Below are 16,407 nucleotides of genomic sequence, written 5' to 3' on the forward strand. Positions count from 1 at the left end.
CCGGCCGACGGCGGCCGGGTGAGCGTCGACCGACGGCGGGAGCGAGAGGGGTGGGCGCGCGGTGTTTCTCCGCACCTTCGGATGGTCCTTCGGGGTCACCTTGCTGGGGCTGGCCGCGGCCGGCTACCTGTGGGGGGCGGACGGCTTCGGTGTCGTCCTGATCCTGGCGATCCTGGAGATCTCGCTCTCCTTCGACAACGCCGTCATCAACGCCACCGTGCTGCGCCGGATGAGCCCGTTCTGGCAGCGGATCTTCCTGACCGTCGGCGTGCTCGTCGCGGTCTTCGGCATGCGGCTGGTCTTCCCGCTCCTCGTCGTCGGCCTCACCGCGCACATCGCGCCGCTCACGGTGCTCCAGCTGGCGCTGGACTCCTCGCGGACGTACCACGGCCTCAGCTACGCCGAGCACCTCGACGCCGCGCATCCGGCGATCGCCGCCTTCGGGGCGGCGTTCCTGCTGATGATCTTCCTGGAGTTCCTCGCCGGCGAGAAGGAGCTGCGCTGGTTCGGCCCGGTGGAGCGGGTGATGGAACGTTTCGGCCGGATCGAACGCCTCCCGGTGATCCTCACCCTCGGGGCCCTGCTGCTCGCCTCCCGCGTCTTCGCCGGGGGGCGCGCCGAGACCGTCCTCCTCGCCGGCGTCGCGGGCGTGGTCACCTACCTGCTCGCGACCGGCCTGTCGGACCGCTTCGAGGCCGTCGGCGTCCCGGACGGGCACAGCGAGGACGGCGACGCCGACCGGGCGCCCGCGTCCCGGCCGAAGCGCTCGGCCGTGCACGTGGTCGGCAAGGCGGCCTTCGTGCTCTTCGTCTACCTGGAGATCCTCGACGCCTCGTTCTCCTTCGACGGTGTCGTCGGGGCGTTCGCGGTCAGCCAGAACATCTTCGAGATCGCGCTCGGGCTCGGGATCGGCGCGTTCTACATCCGCTCGCTCACCGTCCACCTGGTCCGCCGCGGGACGCTGGACGACTACGTCTACCTCGAACACGGCGCGCACTACGCCATCGGCGCGCTGGCCCTGATCCTGATGGCCTCGATCAGGTACGAGATCCCTGAGGTCGTCACCGGCCTGATCGGCGTCGCCTTCATCGCGCTGGCCCTGTACGGCTCGGTGCTCCGCAACCGCCGCGCGGACGCGATGGCCGACGCCGAGGACTCCGACGCCGAGGACTCCGAGGGCGCGGACGACGGCGAGAACGGCCAGGACGGCCAGGACGGTCCGGGAGGCGGCGTCGGGGGAAATCCCGTTGTCTCCCGATCGATCGGGCTCTAACGTTCCCGGGTGGACTTCACCCCTGACGACTCGGTCGCGCTCTACGACGAGATGTACCGGTGGGACGGCGCGGCCAACGCGTCGGACCGTTTCTACGACCTGCTGGTGATGGCCGCCGAATCGGTCCTGGACATCGGCTGCGGCACGGGCATGATGCTTCATCAGGCCCGCGAGCAGGGCCACACCGGCCGCCTCGTGGGGCTGGAACCCGACCTCCCCTCCCTTCGGCGCGCGCGTCGGCGCACGGACGTCGAGTGGGTCGAGGGCGCCGCTTCGGACGCCTCGCGCTGGCACGGCGAGTTCGACCTGGCCACCATGGCGAGCAACGCCTTCCAGTGCCTGGTCACCGACAAGGAGCTGCGGGCCTCGCTCGCCGCGGTCCACGGCGCGCTGCGCCCCGGCGGCCGGTTCGCCTTCGAGACCCGCAACCCGGCCGCGCGGGCGTGGGAGAGCTGGAACCCCGCCGTGGTCCACACGATCGCGGGAAACGGCTGGGACCTGCGCCAGTGGCACGAAGTGCGCTCCGTGACCGAGGACCTCGTCACCTTCACCGAGACCACCGCGACCCCGGACGGCATGGTCCTCTCCGTCGACGCCACGACGCTTCGCTTCCTCGACGAGGCCCGGCTGGACGCCTTCCTGGCGGAGGCGGGCTTCGCGATCGAGCGCCGCGAGGGGGACTGGCAGGGCGGCCCGGTGACGGACGCCAGCCGCAGCCTCGTCACCGTCGCCCGGCGCGCATAGGGCCTCTCTCGCGGACCGGGCCCGCCCGCCTCACGGGCGGCGGTGGCCCGCGGTGAAGCGTGCCGCGAGGATCTGCTCCAGCGCCTCCCGGGTCGCCACCGCGATCGCTCCGGTGAGGACCGCGGCCTCGCCCAGCGCGGAGACCTCCACGCGCGGCGGGTAGGGGACCCGGGCGGCGAGGCGCTCCGTGACTCGGTCGAGCAGCAGGTCGGCGTTGAGGCCGATGCCGCCGCCCAGGACGGTGAGTTCGACGTCGACCACCGCCGCCACCGGGGCGAGGTAGCCGGCGATGCGGCGGGCCTCCTCGTCGACCGCGGCGAGCGCGGCCGGGTTCCCCTCACGGGCCAGCGCGAACAGGTCCTCCGTCGAGGCGGGCGCCGAGCCGGCCGGGAAGAGCTCTGCCACGCCCCGCAGCAGCGCCTCCGCGCAGGGGTCCTTGCGCTCGATCTCGTCCTCGCCGAAGACGTTGTCCAACTCGCCCGCCGCGCCCGCGAAACCACGGTGCAGCTCGCCACGCAGGACCAGGCCCGCGCCCACGCCCGTGCCGACGGACAGGAAGCAGAAGCTCGTCGCGTCCCGGCCCCGTCCGGCCCGCTGCTCGCCGAGGGCGGCCAGGTGGATGTCGTTCTCGAGGGTCACCGGGCAGCCGAGCGCCGCCTCGAACTGCTCGTGGGCCGGGAAGCCGTCCAGGGCGGGGATGTTGAGCGCCTGCCAGATGCGGCCTTCGCGCCTGTCCACCACACCGGGCACGCCGATCGCGGCGTGCTGGATCCGGTCGGGCGCGATCTTCGCGCCCTCGCGGAGCCGCTGGGCGAGCGCCGCCGCGGCCTCGACGATGTGCGGCGCGTCGAGACCCGCCACGTCGACGTCCTCGCGGGCGAGTTGGCGGCCCTCCAGGTCGGCGACCGCGCCGCGTAGGCGGCGCGCGCCGACGTCGAGCGCCAGCACGTGCGCCGCCTCGGGGCGCGGGGCGAAGAAGAGTGCGCCGTAGGTGGGGCCGTTCTGTTCGTCGCGCTCCGTCTCGTTGACCAGGCCCAGGTCCAACAGGTCCTGGAGCAGTGCGGAGACCGTGGGCTTGGAGATGCCGGTCTGCCGGGCCACCTCGGCGCGGGAGATGGGGGCCTGCGCGCGGATGATGTCGAAAACCGTGCGGAGATTGATCTCCCGTAGGGTCGCGGAGGTCGCCGGCTTGGACGGTCCGGTCGGCGCGGCGGGCCCCGAAGGGCCGGACGGGGTGGCGAGCATGGTCAACACTGTACGGTCTGGTCAGGCACGATGGCCGGGGAGCCCGAGACCTGCACAGATACATCAAAGCCGGGCCCGGGCGAACCGGGCGCAATCGCCCCAGTCCGACCCCGGACCCGGCTCCGGATCCCGTCGACGTGCCACCGAGTGCCCCGTCGACGCGCCACCGGGCGCCCGGCGCCGGACGCCCGGCGCCGGGACGGCGGCTCAGCCGAACTGCTGCTCGAGGTCCTTCAGCTTGCGGTCCAGCGAGTCGAGCCGCGACATGGTCGAGTCCTCGTCCTCCTCGCGGCCGTCGGCCGCCTGCGCGGCGCCCGTCAGCGCGCTCGCGCTGCGGCGGCGCGGCAGGACGCCGCGGGGCGCGGCCGGCTCCAGCGCTGCGGCGCCGGCGCCCTCGGCGGTGGCCGAGGCGTCCAGCGTCGTCAGCTCCTTGACGGGCGCAGAGCGCGCGATCGCCTTCAGCTCCGCCCGCTCGCGCCGGTCCGCACTGCGCTGGGCGGCGGCCGCCGCCTCACGCTGGCGCTTGTCCTCGCGCACCTCGTCGACCGCCTCGTCCAGGCTGCGCACGTTCTCCAGCAGCATCAGCGACCAGGCCTTGTAGGTCTCGACGGGCGCGCGCAGCCAGCGAACCATGCGGATCTGCGGCAGCGGACGCGGAACCAGGCCCTGCTCGCGCAGCGCGGCGCGGCGGGTCTGCTTCAGCGCGCGGTCGAAGAGGACGGCGGCGGAGAGGGACATGCCCGCGAAGAACTGCGGGGCGCCGTTGTGGTCGCCGCCGCGCGGCGCGTGCACGAAGTTGAACCAGGCCGAGGCGCCGGCGAAGAGCCACACCAGCAGGCGCGAGCCGGTCGCGGCGTCACCGTGGCTGGCCTCGCGCACCGCGAGGACGGAGCAGAACATGGCCGCGCCGTCCAGGCCGAACGGCACCAGGTACTCCCAACCACCGCTCAGGCCCAGGTTCTGACGGCCGAAGCCGACCAGGCCGTGGAAGGAGAGCGCGGCGGCCACGGCGGCGCAGACGAACAGCAGCACGTAGGAGGCGGCCCCGTAGACGGCCTCCTTGCGGCGCCGGCGCTCCTCGCTGCGCTCCCAGGAGTCCTCGGTGGCGGCGTGCTTGGGCTTCTTCGTGCGCAGCAGGCTCATGATGACGAGGACGACGAGCGCTACAGCGCACCCGACGACGAGCCAGACCAGTTGTATGGAGGAGAGGTTCATACGGGGACGCCTCGGCTTGGGTGTGTGGCAGGAGACTCCGTATCGTACGCGTGAGCAAGGTGTGTTATCGACCGGGTCTTGTCAAGGCCCGTCAGTTCCCCGCAGGCTCGCCACCTATGCCCCGCATGCGGCTCGGCCCTGCGGGTATACCCGCAGGTGAACCGGGTGGAATGAGGGGGCGGTTGGAATGGCCGGACTGCTGGACCTGCTGCGCAGGGCCGACCGTGGCCTGGATGTCGGCATCGAGCGGATCACTCTGGACCGCAAGCGCCGCACCTACTCGCTGACGGAACAAGGCGCGCTTTCCGGCACGATGCAGGTCAATCTGCACTGGACCGCCCGCGAGTTCGAGGCGCCGCGCCGGAGCGCCCGCGAGCAGATGCGGGCCCTGCTGAACCCGAACCCCTTCCGACCGGTGACGCTCGGTCAGTCCGGGTCCGAACCGCTGGCCGTCGACCTCGACCTGGGCTGCCTGTACGAGATGAAGGACGGCAGCAAGGGCGTGATCCAGCCGCTCGGCCCCTACATGGGCGACCTGCAGCACGCCCCGTTCATCCGGCTCAGCCGCGACGACCGCTCGGGCGCTCCGACGGGCGAGATGATGTACATCGACATGGACAAGCGCGAGCAGTTCAAGCGGCTGCTCATCTTCGTCTACATCTACGACGACACCCCCGCCTTCGACCGCACCCACGCGGTGGTGACGCTCTTCCCGACATCCGGCCCGCGCATCGAGGTCCGGCTGGACGAGCGGGAGGCGCAGGCGCGCTCGTGCGCGGTGCTGCTGATGGAGAACAAGGGCGGCGGGGAGTTCCTGATCACCCGTGAGGTCCGCTACGTCTACGGCTTCCAGGCGGAGCTGGACCGGCTCTACGGGTGGGGCCTCCAGTGGCAGCGAGGCTTCAAGCCGGCGGGCGCCTGAGCCGTCACACGCGCAGGAACTGCGGCCCCTGCGGGGGCAGCCGGAACCCGTCCGGCTCCGGCAGCAGCTGCTCCACCTGCGGCACCGGGGAACCCTGCGGGACCGGGGAACCCGACGCGATCGGCGGGCCCTGCGGGGCCGGCGGGAGGGACGGCTCCGCGGCGGCCTCCTCTTCCTCCTCCTCGACGGTGACGCCGAAGTCCTGGGCCAGGCCGCCCAGCCCTGACGGATAGCCGTGCCCGATGGCGCGGAACTTCCACGCGCCCGAGCGCCGGTAGAGCTCACCGCAGAGCAGCGCGGCGCAGCCGCGCGCGTCGAAGAGGTCGAACCGGGTCAGCGCGGCTGCGCCGGGCCCGCCGGCGATGTCGAAGAGCAGCAGCTGCAGGCCCCCGACGGCGGCGAAGTCCTGGCCGTCGCCGACGCTCGCGCCCAGCACGACGCGGTCCACCCAGCCGGGCAGCCGGTCCAGGTCCACGTCGAGGGTGTCGCTCGCCTCGCCCGGCCGCCGCGCCTTGGCCCGGTGCCGGACCAGCCCGCTGGGGTGCCGCGGCTGGTTGTAGAAGACGAAGTCGGCGTCCTCGCGCACGCGGCCCTGGGCGGTCAGCAGCAGCGCCGACACGTCCACGTCCGGGGTGCCGGGCAGCAACTGCCAGCGCAGCACCACCCGGACCGCCGCCACGTCGGCGGGGAGCTGCGCGTTGGAGCCCTTGGGCATGACCTCCGTCATGCCCGACATCCTGCCGTACGCGCGCCTGACGGCGGAACCGGGCGAGGGCCTTCGGGCGAGCCGGGCGACCCGTCAGCCGTGCGGCAGGGCGCGCGGCGGCAGCGGGTTGGCCTTGGCGGCCTCGGGGTGTCTGTTCCGCCAGTAGGGGTTGTCCTGTGGCAGGTGCAGCGTCACCCGGCCGTACATGCCGAAGAGCAGCAGGGCCAGGCCGACCGCGAAGCTGAAGATGACGTTCCGCATGCGGAAGTTGAGAATGTTGTGCGGCCCCGCGATCAGCCCCAGGTTCACCCACCCGCTGATCAGGAAGAGAATGCCGACGCAGATGTTGAGGGTCGACGCGAAGTTCCCGCCGACGGCCGCGCCGCCCACCAGCAGGGCGCCGAACAGCACCGACAGCAGGCTCAGGGCGCCGTTGCTGGTCATGCCCGCGACGTGGTCGCCCGTCGTGGAGAAGAAGCCGACGTTGTTGGTGAAGCCGAGGATGCCGAAGACGATCAGGAACAGGCCGATGGCCCCGGCGCTGTACCGGTAGACCTGGCCCAGCCGGTGGTCCGCCGACAGGTGATCCTGGAGTTTCATGGCCGCCTCCCTGGGGTGCGTGGGCGGTGACGGCATTCCGGTTTCCATCGTCCGACCGGTCCCGACCCGTTGCAACAGCCCCGGGAGGCGCCGATGGGGCGCCCGTCGGCCCGTTCCCCGCGGCGGCTACCCCCGCTCAGCCGCAGCAACCGCCGCCGCAGCAACCGCCGCCGCCACCGGCCTGCGGCGCGGCCCCGCCGGCCCCCGCGGTGCCGGTCACGGCGACCATCGACATCAGCTTCACGACGTCGTCGTGCCCGGTCGGGCACACCGTCGGCGCGTTGGCCTGCGACATCGGCCGGTTCAGCTCGAACGTGGCGCCGCAGGTGCGGCAGCGGTAGTCATAACGAGGCATGCCGCACATCCTCTCACCCGGTTCGCACCACCGGTACCGTGCCAGGCCGGCCGCGGTGCTGTTCCCACTCGTGCGCGAGGATCGCCATGTCGTGGTCGTCGATCCAGGCGTCGCCGAGGCGCAGCACCTCGCGCCGAGTGCCCTCGTGGACGAAGCCGACCTTCTCGTAGGCGCGTCGGCCGCGCGGGTTGTGGCCGTAGACGGTCAGCGAGACGCGGTGCAGCCCGAGCCGCTCGAAGCCGTAGCCGACGATCAGGCGGGTGGCCTCGCTGCCCAGCCCGCGGTCCCGCCCGGCCGTCCCGAGCAGGATGCGGAAGTTGCAGCTCTGGTTCCCCGGCTGCCACTCGTTCAGCACCGCCTCGCCGACACAGCGCCCGGTGGCACGGTCGACCACGGCCAGATCCAGCCGGTCGGGCTGGGCGTTGCGGGTGGTGTACCAGTCGAGCATCCACCGTTCCTGGTTCTCGTCCCACGCCGACCGCTCGGTCTGCGCGCTGCCGTCGGTGTAGCGGAGCACCTCCGGGTCGGTGAGGAAGTCCCGGATCACCTCGACGTCCTCCTCGACCCGGAACGGCCGCAGGACCACCAGCTCCCCGGTCAGCGTCGGCTTGTGACGGAAGTCGGCACGCTCGTCTTCGCTCATGACGGCGATTGTGCGCGGGAGCGGACGCGTGGCGGTACTCGATTTCGTGGGCGCCCGGTGACCCGGGTACTCGATCCGAGCAGGGCGAAGCCCCTGGTTGGTGGGGCGGACTACCTCCGGACAGCGGTACTCCACCCCGCGTTCGACTCGGCAGGATGAGCCCCGATCACTCGACGTGAGCGAGCGATGCGAGGGTCCCGGCCGTGGGGGGACGGTCGGGGCCCTCATTCCTTTGTTCAGGCGGTGCGCTTTTGGCTCAGGCGGCGCGGCCGCCCCGGATCCCTTCCCGCTGCGGGGTGCCGCTTTCGGATGGCGTCCCGCGGGCGGAGTCGAGGCGCGCGGCGAGTGCCCGGCTCAGCTCGTCCCAGCTGGCCTCGAACTTCGCGACCCCCTCTTCCTCCAGCACCCGCACCACCTCGTCGTACGGGACCCCGGCGGCGGTGAGGTCGCGCAGGACCTTGTGGGCTTCGTCGTAGCCCCGGCGCAGGTCGGAGACCGGAACGGTGCCGTGGTCGTCGACCGCCTCGAGGGTCGTCTCCGGCATGGTGTTCACCACGTCAGGCGCGACCAGGCCGGTGACGTAGCGGGTGTCGTCGTAGCGCGGGTCCTTGACCCCGGTGGACGCCCACAGGAGCCGCTGCGGACGGGCTCCGTCGTCCTTCAGCGACTGCCAGCGGCCGGTCGCGAAGGCGTGCTCGTAGTGCTCGTACGCGATCCGCGCGTTGGCGATCCCCGCCCAGCCGCGCAGTGCCTCCGCGCGCTCGCCGCCGATCCGGTCGAGACGACGGTCGACCTCGGTGTCCACCCGGGACACGAAGAACGAGGCGACCGAGGAGATCCGGGTCAGGTCGTGGCCCGCCTCGCGGGCGGCCTCCATGCCGGTCAGGAACGCCTCGACGACCTGGTCGTACCGGTCGAGCGAGAACAGCAGCGTGACGTTCACGCTGATGCCCTGGCCGAGGCAGGCGCTGATCGCCTCCAGTCCCGCGGTGGCGGCCGGGATCTTCACGAACAGGTTCGGCCGGTCCACCAGCCACCACAGCGCCCGCGCCTCGGCGATCGTGCGGTCCGTGTCGTGGGCCAGGCGCGGATCGACCTCGATCGACACCCGGCCGTCCAGCCCGCCGGTCTCCGAGTGCACCTTGTGGAGCACGTCGCAGGCCCAGCGCACGTCGAAGACGGTGAGCTCGCGCAGCGCCTCGTCCACGGTGACACCACGCAGGGCCAGATCGGCGATCTGCGCGTCGTAGAGGTCGCTGCCCTGGATCGCCTTCGCGAAGATCGTCGGGTTGGTCGTCACCCCGACCACGTGCCGGTCGCGCACCAGCGCGGCCAGGCTGCCGTCGGTCAGCCGCGTGCGGCTCAGATCGTCCAGCCAGACCGACACTCCGGCCTGGGACAGCTGGTCGAGTCCGTCGTGGTGCATACGCTGTTCCGTCCTCTCGCGCTCTGCCGGCTTCGCCCTGGCGCTGCTCGGCTTCGCTGGCATTGCCTGGCATTGCCTGGCTTCACTTGGCTTCGTGTGGCTTCGCCTGGCATTGCTCGGCTCTGCCCAGCTTTGCCGCTGTTCGCCGTTCGTGCTCACCAGTCGCAGGTGATCATCTTCAGGAGGCCCGGCATACCGTGGTCCTCGAAGGCCGTGCGCTGCCGTTCGGCCGGCGTGCCGATCCGCAGCAGCCGCTCGACGCCACGCTCGACCGTGGTGCGGTCGCCGGTGGCGGCGAGGACGGGGGAGACCTGCTCGACGAGCTCGTCCACGACGGCCCCGGCCTCCCGCTGCCGCCCGCTCCCCGGGTCGCACAGCGAGCCCGTCAGCCCGTACCGGGCCGCCCACCAGGTGTTCGCCTCCAGCAGTTCGGGGGCGTCCGCAGGCGGTGGCACGCCGTCGCGCTCCTCCTGCACGGCCCGGACGACGAGCGCGCGGATCAACCCCACGTACAGCACCGCGTCGCACGGACTGGGCTGCACGTCGAGGACCCGGACCTCGACCGTCGGATAGCGCTCGGACGGCCGCGCGTGCCAGTAGACCTGTCGCCGGTCGGCCATGACGCCCGCGCGCAGCAGGTCCTGGACCCGCCGTTCGTAGTCCGCGGCGTCCGCGAAGGCGGGCGGTGGCCCGCTCACCGGCCAGCGGCCGAACAGCAAGGTGCGCCAACTGGCGTAGCCGGTGTCCCGGCCGTCCCACAGCGGAGAGTTCGCGCCCATCGCCGCCAGAACCGGCAGCCAGGGCCGCAGCCGTGTCACGGCGGCCACCGCGGAGCCACGGTCCGGCACCCCGACGTGCACGTGCATGCCGGTGATCAGCTGCTCGTCGACGAGCACCTGGGCTTGGGAACGCATCTCGGCATAGCGAACGCCGTCCGACACCGGGGTGACCGCGGCGCTCCGCGCCGGCGCGGCGCCGGTCGCCGCGACCTCGCACCCCACCGTCCGGGCCGCCGCCCGCACCGCCGCCCGCAGCCGGCACAGCTCCGAGCCGACCTCGTCGACGGCGTGGCAGACGGGCGTGGAGATCTCGATCTGGGCCTTCAGCAGCTCCGGCCCGACCTCCCCGTCGGCCACGCCGGGCAGCGCGGCCGCGACGCCCCGCACGCGCGGACACTCCGCCGTCGGCAGGCCGGTCAGGGAATCGAGCAGCAGGTACTCCTCCTCGACACCGATGGTCTCCGCGATGGTCTCCGCGACACCGATGGTCACCATATGCGTCGTCTACCCACGGGTTTCCGGTGAAACCGATGCGAATTCGCCCGAAGCCCCCGCAACGGGGCGAGTGTGCTGCGTCCGGCGCGTCCGGCCGCCGGTTTGCCCGCGCCCTGTCCGGTTATGCGCACGGCGGGGCCGATCGGAGAGCGGTGAGCGCGATGACCACGCGGCCAGGAGGTCGGAACGAGAGCGTCGAGGAGTCGGCGGACCGTCGCTGGACGGACCTCGTCCAGGAGGTCAGGATCGCCCAGACCGGCGCCCAGATCATGTTCGGGTTCCTGCTGTCCGTCGCCTTCACGGACCGCTTCGCCCGGCTGCACGGCTTCGACCGCTCCCTCTACGACACGGTCGTGATCCTCGGCGCGGTCGCCACCGGCACCCTGATCGCCCCGGTCACCTACCACCGCATCCTCGCCGGGCAACACGTCAAACCCCGGATGGTCCACGCCGTCAGCCGCCTCGTGGGCCTGGGCGTGACCCTGCTCGCCCTCGCCATCGGCTGCGCGCTGCTGCTGCTCATGCGGGTGGCCGGACTCGGGTGGGGCGCCTGGCTCGTCGCCGGCCTGGTGCTGGCGTGGTTCGCCTCGTGCTGGGTGGCGCTGCCACTCTTCGTGCGCCGCCACCGGGACACCCGTTCGGACGATCGCTCGACGCCCGCGCCCTCCGAGGGCCCCGCGCCCTCAGAGGTCCCTGCGCCGTCCGAGGACGGGGAGCCGCGCCCTTCCCGGGATCGCGTGGGCCGGGGAGGCCGCGTCCGGTAGCTCGTCGAACCCGGCCGCCTGCCCGTCGAGCGGGCCCAGCGGGCGCAGCGGGACCAGGACGTGCCGGCCATGTGCGCCGGTGGTGAGCGTGAGCCGGTGGTCATCGCCTGGGTGGGCAGAAATCCGTGGGGGTCAGCAGGCGGCGTCAGCAGGCCTCCGGGTGGAGCTGAGCGAGGGTGTGGCCGCTCAGCGCCGACCGGGCCCGTCGGGGGTTCGCAGGCTGCTCGCGCGTGGAGCTGCACGACGAACGCCGGTTCGTCCGCACCGGGGGCGCTGCACGCGCCGCGCGGCTCCGGGGTCTGCCCGAAGTTGCGCCGTCTGCGGTAGCGGGCGAGGTCGCGAGCGCCCCTAGGCGCGGTCATGGCGTGAGCCGGTCGGTCTGCGCGTCCGTGCGAAGTAGGTGGCGGCCCGGGCGCGGTAGTTCTCGACAGCCTCCGGGCTGTCCGCCCGATACGCCGGTCCGCGCTTCAGACGGCGCCGGTCGCAGGTCACGCGCACGCTGCCGGCCTCGTGGTCGACGTCGGAGACGAGGCCCGCCGGGACGGCCAGCAAACGCCCGAAGATCCAGGGACCCGTGTTCACCACGAGCAGGCCGTACTCGGGGTGGTCCACGGTGCGCAGGACGGTGCCGAGCCTGCGCCCGTCCGAGTCGCGGACCGTGTGTCCCACCAGACTGCCCAGTCCCGGGTCCTCCAGGTCGGTGTGCCACAGCCATTCCGTGGCGGCCGTGTCGGACATGCCAACCTCCCGGTCATGATGGAAAGGGCCGAGGCGTCGGCGCCGTCGGCGTTCTGCGACGCGTCTGCCATCGGATGTGCCGACCACACGTGGTCTCGCCGCCGCGGGTGGGCCGTCGTCGCCGGCCCGGGCGTGTTTGCGCAGCTGGAAACCGGTGAAGCGTAAGCCGAGAGGCTGCTGCCGCACTCGCACTCGCACTCGTACTCGAAGCCGGAGGCCCTACCCGTGTCGCCCACTGTCGTCCGCCACGCCCACCCGGTGCGGGCGTGGCGACTGCGCATGGCCGACCACCGCTCGCACGCGGCGGCACGGCGTTGGCGACACAGCGGCGAGGAAGCCCGCTGGGCGCGCAGCGACCTTCCCGCTCGCCGCCTTCTCGCCAGCGTCTTCGCCGTCCTCTTCGTCGCGGGTGCGGCCCTCTTCGGCTTCCTCGCCACGGTGAATCCGGCCGCGGACGTCGGGTTCGACATCGTCACGGCCGTCGTCTGCGCCGTGTTCGCCGTCGTGGCGGTCGTGGATCTGCTCGTCATCCGGCGCAGGGTGAACGAACAGCGCCGCTGGGGACGCGAACCCTGACATCCTCGTGGCGGCCTCAGGCCGCCCGCGCCGCACGGCGGCGTCGCAGCAGGTGGGCGCGTTCCTCCTCGGTGAGACCGCCCCACACCCCGTACGGCTCGCGCACGGCCAGCGCGTACGCCCGGCACGGTTCGAGCACCGGGCACGTGGCGCACACCTGCTTCGCGGCCAGCTCCCGGGCTCGGGAGCCCTCGCCGCGTTCCCCGGTCGGGTGGAAGAACAATCGCGGGTCGAAGCGGGCGCACGCCGCCAACTCCTGCCACGACCACGCCCAGCTCACGGAGCCCGGAAGCTTCGGTTTCGGGTGTCCCATCGACACCACCCCTCCCTCCACGGCGGCCATCCGCGGGTGCGACCGGACCGCTCCCCGCCCGCCGCCGTCAGAAATCGGACGCTGGCGCGTCTAACCCGCGAACCGCGGCCGCAAACCGTCCCGCCCCCGCCGACACGCTGCGCCCCGCGAGGCCCGCCGACACACCGCGCTCCACGCGGAGGCGGCTCAGTCGGGCGTCTCCTCGGGGTTCGGCGCGCTGGGCTCGGGAGTCGACGGCGGCGACGGATCGGACCGGCCCGGAGGCTGGTCCGGCACCGGGGAGTCAGGCGCGCCGGGGGGCATCGGCGGGTCCGGCGTGGTCGGCTGCTCGGGAGCCGACGGCGGACCGGGCTCGGTCGGTCTGGGCGGCAACGTCGCCTCGTCAGGGCCGGATGTCTGTGTCATCGCGAGCTCCTCACGTGAGTGGGTGATGGCCGTCGCCCGTCACGCCTCGGGGCGATGCGTTCCGGGTGAGCGGGCAGCGCCTGCCCGCTTCCGCGCCCGGCACACCCGGGTCGCGTTCCCGCAGGGTGCGCGCGTGCCACCGTGCGCGTGTCGCCCAGCGCGGGTGTTGTGGCGGACGCGTGAACCGTGGCGCGCTCCGTCGTGTGCGACCGGCCGTTCGGGCACGATGTCGCTCGGAGGTCCGCGCTCCACGCTGTCCGCGCGGGTCTGCCCGGGCCCCGCCTGTTCGACCCGCCTCTTCTCGGCGGGGCCCGATCTCTCTCCCCCCGATCCCTCCCCCAACCTCGATCAGGCCCCTGACCACACCCCTGACCACGCCTCCGGACGGGTCGTCAGTGGGATGGTCCGCGGGATCCGTCCCTGCATGCGGGGCATACGTAGGGGGTGTCCGGCATCCCGAGTGCGCTGAGCCGAGCCCGTCGCGATCCCGTCGTCGTCCAGACGGTGCGGGCCACCGTTGCGGCGACGCTCTCCTACGCGGTGGCAGAGCAGCTGAGCAACCAGCCGGCGCCGCTCACCGCACCGCTCACCACACTCCTCGTCGTCCAGGTGACCCTGTACTCGACGCTGACGACGAGCGTCCGGCGCGTCGTCTCGGTGGTCGCCGGGGTGGTGCTGGCCATCGGGTTCAGCTCGGTCGTGGGGCTGTCCTGGTGGAGCCTCGGCCTCATCATCCTGGCCGCGCTGACGTTGGGCCAGTTCATCCGGGTGGGCGAGTTCGTCCAGGAAGTCGCGATCAGCGCGATGCTGGTGCTCGGGGTCACCCAGCTCACCTCACAGGCCTGGGACCGGGTGCTGGAGACCCTGATCGGCGCCGGCATCGGAATGGCCTTCAACCTGTTGCTGGCGCCGCCCGTCTGGGTGGAGAGCGCGGGGGAGTCGATCGAGGACCTCGCCCGCCGGGTCCGTCAGCTGCTGCTCCGGCTGGGGGAGGAGCTGGACCGTCCCATCTCCGTCTCGCGGGCGGCCGAGCGGCTGCACGAGGCGCGGCGCCTGGACCACTACATCGCCGAGGTCGACGCCGCCCTTCGCCAGGCGGAGGACAGCCTTCGCCTCAACCCACGCGTCAGCGAGCCGCTGCTCTCCCGCGTGGTGCTCCGCACCGGGCTCGACACCCTGGAGATCTGCGTCGTGGTGGTGCGGGTCATCGCCCGCTCGCTGACGGACCTCGCCAAACGGCGCGGCTCCGACGAACCCCTCTTCGACGCCGAGATCGCCGCCGGTCTCCGCGACGTGCTGGGACACCTCGGTGGCGCGCTCGTCAGCTTCGGCGTCCTGGTGACCACTCAGGTGAGCCGCGACGCGGAGGGCGCGGAGGAGCGCCTCGCCTCCGAACTCCACGCCGCCTGGGCCAGTCGCGACCACGTGGCCGCGCTGCTCCTGCGCCAGGTCCAGGACCACCCGCTCGCCTGGCAACTCCACGGCGCGCTCCTGGCCGAGATCGACCGCATCCTCGACGAGCTCGACCTCGAACACCGCACCAGCCGCCTGATGGAGGGGCTGGACCGCGGCAGCACCCTCCGCCACCGCGGGGCCACCGCCCGCGCCCGCCTCCGCCGCCTCGCCCGCGGCGAACCCTTCCGCTCCCGCAACTGACCGGCGGACTCGCGCAGCCCGCCCACCAACATCCGGCGTGGCATTCCTTGCTGCAGCCCCTGCCGACTGAAAGCGTTGCCGGGGCAGGAGGACACTCCCCGGGAGGCGTGCCGCATGGCTGATGACTCTGACGTGCCCCGGAAACCCGGTGATCAGCCGAACGACCGGAAGCCCGGTCGGCGCACCACCCTCACCCGCCTCCGCGGCGGCATGGCTGGCCGTTTTCTGCGAGGGATCAGCGAGCTGGACCTGATGAGACGGTCCATGATCTTCGCCGCTCAGGGGCTGGTCACGCTCCTCCCGCTGCTGCTCGTGGTCGCCGCCGTCGACCCCTTCCGGGAGCGCGGCTTCTCCGACTGGCTCGTCGACGGCATGGACCTGAGCACCAAGAGCGCGACGCCCCTGGAGGAGTTGTTCGCGGGCCAGCACCAGGTGGCGAGCGCGACCGGAGCCTTGGGCCTGGCTCTCCTCGCGCTCTTCGGCGTCGCCTTCGCCGCCGAGGTCCAGGCGGTCTACGAGAAGGTCTGGCGACTCGGACCCTCCACCTGGCGCAAGATCTGGCGTCAGTCCACCTGGCTGGTCGTGCTCAGCCTCTATCTCGCCGCCGAGGTCGAAAGCGGCGTCTGGCTCCGCGACGGCGACGTGGAAGCCGTCGAACGCGTGGCCCTCCTGGCGGCCTCCGGTCTCCTCTTCTTCTGGTGGGGCCAGCGCTTCCTCCTCGCCGGACGCGTCAGCTGGCGCGCCCTCCTCCCCGGCACGCTCGCCACCCTCGTGGGCCTGGGCGGTCTACGAATCTTCTCGGCCCTGGTCTTCGACCCGATGATCGTCACCAACGCGGAGTCCTACGGCGGCGTCGGCATCGTCCTGGTCGTGGAGACCTGGCTCATCGGCGTCGGCTTCGTCTTCTACGCCGGCGCCCTGTTCGGCCGTCAGTTCCACGAGCGCCGCCCCAGAGCCGTCCCCTCGGCCTGACCCGCGCACCACAAGTGCCACCACCACGACCACGCCAAGCCCTACACGTGCCGAGGCAAGCAGAGACCGAGAGGGCCCAAGAGCCCGAAGGGCGACCCGGGATTTCAGAGCCCCGTCGGCCCGACCAGCGCCACCGGTCCGGCCGGTGATGCCGGGCCTCAGGGTCCAGCAGTGACGGCCGCGCGCCCAGGACTCGTGCATGAACGGCTCGTCCTTACACTGCAGCTCGAGTCCTAGGGGAGGCTGCGGCGTGTTGATTCAGGCGTGAATCCAGGAGCAGATGCGTCCCGACCACCAATGCCAGCGGATTTCATTGATCGAGAGAGATGCGCCAAACTCGGTTGGGCACGTAGGTGGCACGCGGAGCCTCACGCCGATCATGGTGTGGGGCTCTGTTACTGGTCGGAGCTGGTGGGCACAGACGGATTCGAACCGCCGACATCTGCTTTGTAAGAGCAGCGCTCTACCGCTGAGCTATGCGCCCTCGGGGCGTGCCCGGGGGTCCCGGGTGGGGTCGGGACAAGGGCTAAGAGTACCTGGTCCGGGCGGGGGTTCGCTGCGGGTGGTGAGGGGCGGTTGG

Annotated in this window: 18 protein-coding genes and 1 tRNA gene; 7 read left to right on the top strand and 12 right to left on the bottom strand. The window is 72.3% G+C overall.

All coding sequences use genetic code 11. The features are described from left to right. The first annotated feature begins 61 nt into the window (after positions 1-61). Positions 62-1,273: a DUF475 domain-containing protein gene (locus TR49_RS28755; protein ID WP_042386823.1), complete on the top strand. Its 1,212-nt coding sequence runs from the start codon at positions 62-64 to the stop codon at positions 1,271-1,273. Positions 1,274-1,282: 9 nt separating this feature from the next. Then, complete coding sequence (locus TR49_RS28760; RefSeq protein WP_236653572.1) at positions 1,283-2,017, top strand: class I SAM-dependent methyltransferase; 735 nt, start codon at positions 1,283-1,285, stop codon at positions 2,015-2,017. Positions 2,018-2,047: 30 nt separating this feature from the next. On the opposite strand, the gene TR49_RS28765 is transcribed toward TR49_RS28760, so the two are convergent. After that, the gene (locus tag TR49_RS28765; protein WP_052434724.1) at positions 2,048-3,262 is read right to left on the bottom strand and encodes an ROK family protein; all 1,215 of its coding nucleotides are present in this window, start codon (positions 3,260-3,262) and stop codon (positions 2,048-2,050) included. 207 nt (positions 3,263-3,469) lie between these two features. Beyond that, on the bottom strand, positions 3,470-4,477 hold the full coding sequence (locus tag TR49_RS28770) for a DUF2637 domain-containing protein (protein WP_042386824.1): 1,008 nt from the start codon (positions 4,475-4,477) through the stop codon (positions 3,470-3,472). 187 nt (positions 4,478-4,664) lie between these two features. Here TR49_RS28770 and TR49_RS28775 point away from each other — a divergent pair, with 187 nt between their 5' ends. After that, the gene (locus tag TR49_RS28775; protein ID WP_052434725.1) at positions 4,665-5,399 is read left to right on the top strand and encodes a Tellurium resistance; all 735 of its coding nucleotides are present in this window, start codon (positions 4,665-4,667) and stop codon (positions 5,397-5,399) included. Between the two features lie 4 nt (positions 5,400-5,403). Here TR49_RS28775 and TR49_RS28780 read toward each other — a convergent pair whose 3' ends face one another. The 6 genes from TR49_RS28780 to TR49_RS28805 form a co-directional block, all read right to left on the bottom strand. Continuing rightward, positions 5,404-6,126 (bottom strand): TerD family protein, encoded by a 723-nt coding sequence (locus TR49_RS28780; RefSeq protein WP_052434726.1) that lies wholly within the window; start codon positions 6,124-6,126, stop codon positions 5,404-5,406. A 72-nt stretch (positions 6,127-6,198) separates the two neighbouring features. Continuing rightward, positions 6,199-6,705, bottom strand: a complete 507-nt coding sequence (locus TR49_RS28785) for a DUF4383 domain-containing protein (protein ID WP_042386825.1) — start codon at positions 6,703-6,705, stop codon at positions 6,199-6,201. Positions 6,706-6,841: 136 nt separating this feature from the next. Further along, entirely contained in the window at positions 6,842-7,060 is a 219-nt protein-coding gene (locus TR49_RS28790; RefSeq protein ID WP_042386826.1) for an FmdB family zinc ribbon protein, read from the bottom strand. Between the two features lie 13 nt (positions 7,061-7,073). After that, a complete protein-coding gene (locus TR49_RS28795) occupies positions 7,074-7,703 on the bottom strand; it encodes a GNAT family N-acetyltransferase (RefSeq protein ID WP_042386828.1) in 630 nt (209 codons plus the stop codon). A 256-nt stretch (positions 7,704-7,959) separates the two neighbouring features. Next, positions 7,960-9,129 carry a transaldolase gene (gene tal / locus TR49_RS28800; protein ID WP_042386829.1) on the bottom strand — a complete coding sequence of 390 codons (1,170 nt, stop codon included), beginning with the start codon at positions 9,127-9,129 and terminating at the stop codon, positions 7,960-7,962. 155 nt (positions 9,130-9,284) lie between these two features. Further along, positions 9,285-10,403 (bottom strand): carboxylate-amine ligase, encoded by a 1,119-nt coding sequence (locus TR49_RS28805; RefSeq protein ID WP_042386832.1) that lies wholly within the window; start codon positions 10,401-10,403, stop codon positions 9,285-9,287. Positions 10,404-10,564: 161 nt separating this feature from the next. Here TR49_RS28805 and TR49_RS28810 point away from each other — a divergent pair, with 161 nt between their 5' ends. Continuing rightward, a complete protein-coding gene (locus TR49_RS28810) occupies positions 10,565-11,167 on the top strand; it encodes a DUF6328 family protein (protein WP_052434728.1) in 603 nt (200 codons plus the stop codon). A gap of 348 nt (positions 11,168-11,515) precedes the next feature. Here the strand turns inward: TR49_RS28810 and TR49_RS28815 are convergent, their stop codons facing one another. After that, positions 11,516-11,905, bottom strand: coding sequence for a PRC-barrel domain-containing protein (locus TR49_RS28815; protein WP_052434729.1), 390 nt, complete (start codon positions 11,903-11,905; stop codon positions 11,516-11,518). Between the two features lie 225 nt (positions 11,906-12,130). On the opposite strand from TR49_RS28815, the gene TR49_RS28820 reads away from it, so the two are divergent. Further along, positions 12,131-12,481: a hypothetical protein gene (locus tag TR49_RS28820; protein ID WP_174501618.1), complete on the top strand. Its 351-nt coding sequence runs from the start codon at positions 12,131-12,133 to the stop codon at positions 12,479-12,481. Positions 12,482-12,497: 16 nt separating this feature from the next. Here TR49_RS28820 and TR49_RS28825 read toward each other — a convergent pair whose 3' ends face one another. Beyond that, the gene (locus TR49_RS28825) at positions 12,498-12,794 is read right to left on the bottom strand and encodes a WhiB family transcriptional regulator (RefSeq protein WP_042386862.1); all 297 of its coding nucleotides are present in this window, start codon (positions 12,792-12,794) and stop codon (positions 12,498-12,500) included. Positions 12,795-12,980: 186 nt separating this feature from the next. Next, the gene (locus TR49_RS43135) at positions 12,981-13,199 is read right to left on the bottom strand and encodes a hypothetical protein (protein WP_152627507.1); all 219 of its coding nucleotides are present in this window, start codon (positions 13,197-13,199) and stop codon (positions 12,981-12,983) included. Between the two features lie 444 nt (positions 13,200-13,643). Between TR49_RS43135 and TR49_RS28830 the strand changes: the two genes are divergently transcribed. Together TR49_RS28830 and TR49_RS28835 are read left to right on the top strand one after the other, a co-directional pair. After that, positions 13,644-14,855, top strand: coding sequence for an FUSC family protein (locus TR49_RS28830; protein WP_042386834.1), 1,212 nt, complete (start codon positions 13,644-13,646; stop codon positions 14,853-14,855). Positions 14,856-15,119: 264 nt separating this feature from the next. Beyond that, on the top strand, positions 15,120-15,827 hold the full coding sequence (locus TR49_RS28835) for a YhjD/YihY/BrkB family envelope integrity protein (RefSeq protein WP_236653573.1): 708 nt from the start codon (positions 15,120-15,122) through the stop codon (positions 15,825-15,827). 409 nt (positions 15,828-16,236) lie between these two features. On the opposite strand, the gene TR49_RS28840 is transcribed toward TR49_RS28835, so the two are convergent. Then, a tRNA-Val gene (locus TR49_RS28840) sits at positions 16,237-16,311 on the bottom strand. Between the last annotated feature and the right edge of the window lie 96 nt (positions 16,312-16,407).

This window comes from Streptacidiphilus melanogenes, assembly GCF_000787835.1.
Taxonomy (GTDB): domain Bacteria; phylum Actinomycetota; class Actinomycetes; order Streptomycetales; family Streptomycetaceae; genus Streptacidiphilus; species Streptacidiphilus melanogenes.